This window comes from Arenibaculum sp. (assembly GCF_035998295.1).
In the GTDB taxonomy this organism is placed as follows: domain Bacteria; phylum Pseudomonadota; class Alphaproteobacteria; order Azospirillales; family Azospirillaceae; genus DASYHS01.
Genome location: NZ_DASYHS010000252.1, coordinates 1 through 5,243, shown reverse-complemented (window position 1 = coordinate 5,243; position 5,243 = coordinate 1). Strand labels below are relative to the sequence as shown.

At 71.5% G+C, this 5,243-nt stretch carries 5 protein-coding genes; 2 read left to right on the top strand and 3 right to left on the bottom strand.

All coding sequences use genetic code 11. The features are described from left to right. A partial coding sequence (locus VGO20_RS23810) for a beta-eliminating lyase-related protein (RefSeq protein WP_327504886.1) occupies nucleotides 1–190 on the bottom strand: 190 nt, incomplete at its 3' end. Nucleotides 191–305: 115 nt separating this feature from the next. Here VGO20_RS23810 and VGO20_RS23805 point away from each other — a divergent pair. Continuing rightward, nucleotides 306–1,385, top strand: coding sequence for an RluA family pseudouridine synthase (locus tag VGO20_RS23805; protein WP_327504885.1), 1,080 nt, complete (start codon nucleotides 306–308; stop codon nucleotides 1,383–1,385). Between the two features lie 136 nt (nucleotides 1,386–1,521). Beyond that, nucleotides 1,522–2,409 carry an RNA polymerase sigma factor RpoH gene (gene rpoH / locus VGO20_RS23800; protein ID WP_327504884.1) on the top strand — a complete coding sequence of 296 codons (888 nt, stop codon included), beginning with the start codon at nucleotides 1,522–1,524 and terminating at the stop codon, nucleotides 2,407–2,409. Nucleotides 2,410–2,456: 47 nt separating this feature from the next. On the opposite strand, the gene VGO20_RS23795 is transcribed toward rpoH, so the two are convergent. After that, a complete protein-coding gene (locus tag VGO20_RS23795; RefSeq protein ID WP_327504883.1) occupies nucleotides 2,457–2,948 on the bottom strand; it encodes a hypothetical protein in 492 nt (163 codons plus the stop codon). Between the two features lie 12 nt (nucleotides 2,949–2,960). Beyond that, nucleotides 2,961–5,009, bottom strand: a complete 2,049-nt coding sequence (locus VGO20_RS23790) for a protein kinase domain-containing protein (RefSeq protein WP_327504882.1) — start codon at nucleotides 5,007–5,009, stop codon at nucleotides 2,961–2,963. Nucleotides 5,010–5,243 lie beyond the last annotated feature (234 nt).

Here is a 5,243-nt window from a genome sequence, read left to right as displayed (position 1 = left end):
TCGCCGCCGTGCCGGTCGCGACCGGGAACACCTCCACCTCGGTCTCGAACAGCTCCGCCATGCGGCGGGCCACGCTCGCGCTCAGCGGGTCCGCCCCGTAGGAGGCCATCGGGCCGGCGTTCGCCGCCTCGACCAGGGCCGACAGGATCTCGGGTGCCGCGCCTACGACGTTGTCGCTGGTGAAGATCATGGTGTGGTCGCCGTCATTCTCTGCTCTGGTCCGGGCCGACAGACTGCAAGACGTGACCACCCATCCGTCAAGAGGCTTGTGCGCCCGGGCCGCGCCGGTCCACTCTGCCGGCCTCATGTCCCGCATCGACGACGAAGACGAAGACGACGAGGACGGTGCCCCGTCCCTCGCCTCCTCCCTCGGCCCTGCCCTCGCGCGCATCGACCTGACCGTGCCCGACGACCTCGCCGGCGAACGGCTGGACAAGGCGCTGGCCGTGCTCGCCCGCGGCTTGGCCGGGACCGTGCCGGAAGCGGAAGCGCTGTCGCGCTCGCGCCTCAAGGCGCTGATGGAGCAAGGCCTCGTCACCCTGGACGGCCGGCCGGCGGCGGACGCCTCGTTGCGCGTGCGCGCGGGGCAGGCCGTCGGCATCGCCGTGCCGGCCGCCGAGCCCGCGGTCCCGGAACCGGAGGCGATCCCGATCACCGTCGTCCACGAGGACGAGGACGTGCTCGTCGTCGACAAGCCCGCCGGCCTCGTCGTCCACCCGGCGGCCGGCAACCCGCGCGGCACGCTGGTCAACGCGCTGCTGGCCTATTGCGGCGACCGGCTGTCGGGCATCGGCGGCGTGCGCCGGCCGGGCATCGTCCACCGCCTCGACAAGGACACGAGCGGGCTGATGGTGGTCGCCAAGAACGACCTCGCCCATGCCCGGCTGACCGCGCAGTTCCAGGACCGCAGCCTCAGCCGCACCTATCTCGCCGTCACCTTCGGGCTGCCGGCGCCCGCGCGCGGCACGGTCGACGCCCCGATCGGGCGCAGCCCGGCCGACCGCAAGAAGATGGCCGTCGTCGCCGGCGGGCGGGCGGCCGTCACCCATTACCGGGTGCTGAAGGGCTTCGGCCTGCTGGCCGCCCTGGTCGAATGCCGGCTCGAGACCGGGCGGACCCACCAAATCCGCGTGCATCTCGCGCATATCGGCCATCCGCTGATCGGGGACCCGCTCTATGCCGGCGGCCGGGCGGCGCGCACGGCACTCGCGAAGCTGCGCACGCTGCCGGAACCCGCCCACGGCACCGTTGTTGGCTTTCCGAGGCAGGCCCTGCACGCGGCGGAGATCCGGTTCCGGCATCCGCGGACCGCGGAAGAGATGAGCTTCACGAGCGGGTTACCCTTGGACTTCCAGGCACTGGTCGGAAGCTTGGAATCGATTTAAGGATAGGCCTCGCCGCAGGGCTGAGATATTCTGGCAGTTGTGCGACCAACGCCGCGGGGGTCCGAATCGGAACCCGCGGCCAGCGATGAACGGCCGTTGCCGCCGCCCGCGGGGCTCCGGCCGGGGAGAGGCACCCATGGCGAACACACCGAGCGTACCCATCCTAGGTTCGGAGTCCAATCTGGCCCGCTACCTCCAGGATATCCGCAAGTTCCCGCTGCTCGAGCCCGAGGAGGAGTTCATGCTCGCCAAGGCTTGGAAGGAGTGCGGGGACACCGAGGCGGCCCACCGGCTCGTCACCAGCCACCTGCGGCTGGTGGCCAAGATCGCGATGGGCTATCGCGGCTACGGGCTGCCGCTGGCGGAGCTGATCTCCGAGGGCAATGTCGGGATGATGCAGGCGGTCAAGCGCTTCGACCCCGACCGCGGCTTCCGCCTCGCCACATATGCGATGTGGTGGATCCGCGCCGCGATCCAGGAATACATCCTGCACAGCTGGTCGCTGGTCAAGATGGGCACCACCGCCGCCCAGAAGAAGCTGTTCTTCAACCTGCGCAAGCTCAAGGGCCAGATGCAGGCGATCGACGAGGGCGACCTGTCGCCCGAGCACGTCAAGGCGATCGCCGAGAAGCTGGAGGTCCCCGAGTCGGACGTCGTCAACATGAACCGCCGGCTGTCCAGCCCCGACCATTCGCTGAACGCGCCGCTGCGCGCCGACAGCGAGGGCGAGTGGCAGGACTGGCTGGTCGACGAGTCGGACACGCAGGAGGTCTCGCTGGCCGAACGCCAGGAGCTGGGCAAGCGCCAGGTGCTGCTGCGCGAGGCGATGAAGGACCTGAACGACCGCGAGCGCCACATCCTGACCGAACGGCGCCTGCGCGAGGAGCCGACGACGCTGGAGGACCTGTCGCAGAAATACGGCATCAGCCGCGAGCGCGTCCGCCAGATCGAGGTGCGCGCGTTCGAGAAGCTGCAGAAGTCCATCCGCAACGCCGCGATCGACCAGCAACTCGCCCAGAGCTGAGCGGCGGCAGGCGCACGGGGCCTACCGCTGGGGCCTACCGCTGGGGCCTACCGCCGGGGCGCGTCCCCGGCCGGCTCGCCGCGGACTTCCGGGCCCCATTCCTCCGCCAGGTCCTGCTGGTGCTCGCGCAGGCGCGCGATGCGCGTCTCCGCCCGCATCGCGGTCCACATCGCGACCGCGGGCGGGATGCCGTAATAGAGCGCCCAGCCGACGGCCGCCGCCCCGTACATGCCGAGCCAGGTGAACGGGTCGCCGAGCAGGGTCATCACCCCCGCGAGCGAGTGCCGGCCCTGCCAGAGCTGGATCGCGAACACCATCACGCCCACGAAGTTGAGGGCGCCGACCGTCATCGGCGCCGTCTTGTCGGGGTCGCGGTCGATCACGAAGGCGACCGCCGTCGGCACCAGCCCGACCGCCAGCAGGACCGCGGTCGGCATGAACAGCAGCGACATCGGCACCACGATCAGCAGCAGCACCGTCAGGCCGTTGCCCTTGCTCCGCGCGCGCCGCCGCGCCGTGCCGCCCCGTTGCGCCGCCATCCGCGCCTCCCCTCAGGTGACCATGACGACGACGACGCCGACCAGCAGCAGCGTCGCCAGCACGCTGGAGGCGACCGCGGCGACCTGCCGGCCCAGGGTCTCGGCGACCTCGTCGCGGTTGTCGATCTCGCGCTGGAGGCGGTCGATCTCCCGCCCCATGCGGTCGTACTCCTTGCGCGCGGCCTGGAAGCCCATCTCGTCCTTGCGGATCTGGTCGGGATCGTCGACGAGGCGCAGCAGGTTCGCGATCTCGCCCGTGCGCGCCGCCTTCTGCGTCTCGATCCGCAGGCGCTCGCGCTTGGGGCGGCTGTGGAACCGGTCGACGGCCGGCTCGATCAGCTCGGCCATCCAGCCGCACAGGCCCGGCAGGCCGGGCGGGCCGAAGCGGCGCTGGACGTCGCCCAGCACGTTCAGCATCGCCGTCGTCCGCTTCGTCGCCTCGCCCCCGCCGCCGACCAGCCCGTAGATCCGCTCGTCCAGCTTGCGGAAGCGCGCGGCGAGGAAGGCGACGATGTGGCGGTCGAGCGGTTCGCCCGGGCGGTTCGGGCTCGCCGACACCGCCTCCAGCGCCGCCATCAGCTCGGTCGGGTTGGCGGGGTGGTGGTTGCGCACCATCGGACTGATGCAGGCCATGGTCGGGTTCAGCTCGTAGAGCACGCGCTCCACCCCGAAGCCGGGGCCCGGCCGCTCCAGGAAGGAGCGCATCGCGTCGAAGGTCTGGACCAGGGGGACGTATTCGGCCCGGAACTCCGGCTGGACGTTGACCCAGAACATCGGGAGCTGGGCCGCCACGGCCTCGGCGACGGATTGCGGGCTCTGGTCCAGCGCATAGGCTTCCGCGAGCGCGCCGCCGATCGCGTCGACCATCATCGCCTTGCCCTTGTAGCGGATCGGGGCGGGCGGATCGAGCGCCATGGACACGCGCGAGACGAGGCGGTCCTCGTAGCTGCCGGACCGGCCGGCGGCGGCGGCGCTGTCGACCGCGGCCTTGACCGCCTCGGCGCGCGCGTCGTCGCCGAGGCTGCGCCGCAGCCAGCGGTCGAGGTCGCCGTTCTCGATCGCCTGGGCGGCAACGACCGGGCTGCGCGAGAAGGCGCGCGCGAGCGCGCGGCTGTGCTGCAGGTTCTGGCCCTGGAACTCGAACGGCCGGGCACCCTTGCGCGGAACCTGCGGCTGCTTGGGGCTGAGCCGGCGGCCGGAGATCCACAGCTCCAGGTCCTGCAGCGTCCAGCGCTGCTTCGGGTCGTCGGCGAGCAGTCCGCGCAGCGGCTCCATCACGTTGAGGGAGATGCGTTGCTGGCCGACCAGGGCCGGGTAGCTGCCGCGCTCGATCTTGGCCTGGAGCACCGCCTCGTCGTCGAGATGCTTCACGGGGTTGCGCCCCATCAGCAGCATCAGGATCGTGACGCCGAGCGCGTACAGGTCGTCCGCCGTCGTGCCCGCGCCGCGCCCGGCCGGCAGGGCCATCGCCCGCTCGACGGTCAGGAACACCGGCTCCTGGGCGTAGGAGGGCAGCGTGGAGACGCATTCGCCCAGCATCATCACGCCGCTCGCCTGCTCGCGCAGGAACAGGTTGGTCGGGCGGATGTCGCCGTGGACGATGGCCCGGCTCTGCAGCTCCGACAGCGCGCCGGCCAGCGGCTCGACGACCAAGCGGGTCACCTGGTCCTCGGTCATCGGCTCGCGCCCCTCGCCGATCGACCCCATGACCCGGCGCCCGGCCGGCCGCTCGAAGACGAGGACGAAGCGGCGAACGCCTTCCGGCGTCCAGTCGACCATGCCCCAGTCGTGCAGGCGCATCAGGCTCGGATGCTCGGCGCTGCGCAGCGCCGTCAGGCTGTCCGTGCGCGCCGGCAGCCCGCCGTTGCACACGACGGCGAACAGTTCCGCCTTGCGGTCGCGCTGGCTGCGCGCCGCGAAGGCCGGGCCGCCGGCCGCGTTCAGCCCGGCCATCGGCGAGCCCGGCAGGATCTCGGTCTTGCCGCCGAGGAGCACGGGCTCCGCCGCCGGGGCACCCGGCGCGGCGGTCGTCTCGAGGGTCGTCTGGGCGGCTGTGGCCATGGGCCGGGGGGCGTCCGTCCGGTGGTGCTCGCGTGTCGTCCTCGGCCGAAGATCGCAGACGGAGGCAGGAACCGCAACCCTGTCGGAACTACCGCCAGGGCTGCGAACTCGGGTTAACGGCGGTTTACGAATTGCGCTGGTCGTGATTCTGTGGGCTGTCGGTGATTCGGAGAATCCAGCCCATGTCGTTGCCGCCGGTCTCCCTTGGCGAGAAGTCGCGCCTTCGTGCGCTTT